General features: G+C 73.3%; 1 pseudogene. It reads right to left on the reverse strand.

Annotated elements, in window-relative coordinates:
* A pseudogene (locus tag ABD323_RS44365) lies at positions 1–572 on the reverse strand (hypothetical protein); the annotation flags it as partial.

Genomic DNA, 572 nt, shown 5'->3' on the forward strand with positions numbered 1-572 from the left:
CAGGTACACCACGTCCGGGAACTCGGGGTCGGGCCGGGCCTCCGGCAGAGCGGCGTAGCTGCCGCCCTCCAGCTCGGCCAACAGCGCGTACGCGGCCGGGTCGGGCCGTCCGTCCCGGTCCAGCAACCCGTGCTGCTCGGCCAGCAGTTGGGCAGCACGAGGCGGCACCACGTGACGGTCCGTCACGGCGGGCACGGGCTGCCGCTCGGAGTCGGAACGCAGCACCAGCCGCTCCACCGTCTCGCCCGGGCCGCGCGCCGCCCGGGCCAGCAACTCCGGTGGGCGGACCGGGTCGTAGCGGGTGTTCCAGCCGGGGTGGTCTTTGAGTCGGTGGTGTCGTCGGCAGCGGGGTCCGCCGTTGGCGACCGACGTCGACCCACCACTGTCACTGTCACTGATATTGGCCGCCCAGGGGTGTTCGTGGTCGTGGTCGCAGTGCCGGGCGGGGCGGTGGCACCAGGGCATGACGCATTCGCGGTCCCGCACCCGCACCAACTCCCGGATCACCGCACTCGGCCGTCGCCTCCTGCGCCCCAGGTCCACCGGCTCACCGGTTCCGGGGTCGCACAACA

The sequence above is a fragment of the Kitasatospora nipponensis genome, from assembly GCF_039528135.1.
In the GTDB taxonomy this organism is placed as follows: domain Bacteria; phylum Actinomycetota; class Actinomycetes; order Streptomycetales; family Streptomycetaceae; genus Kitasatospora; species Kitasatospora nipponensis.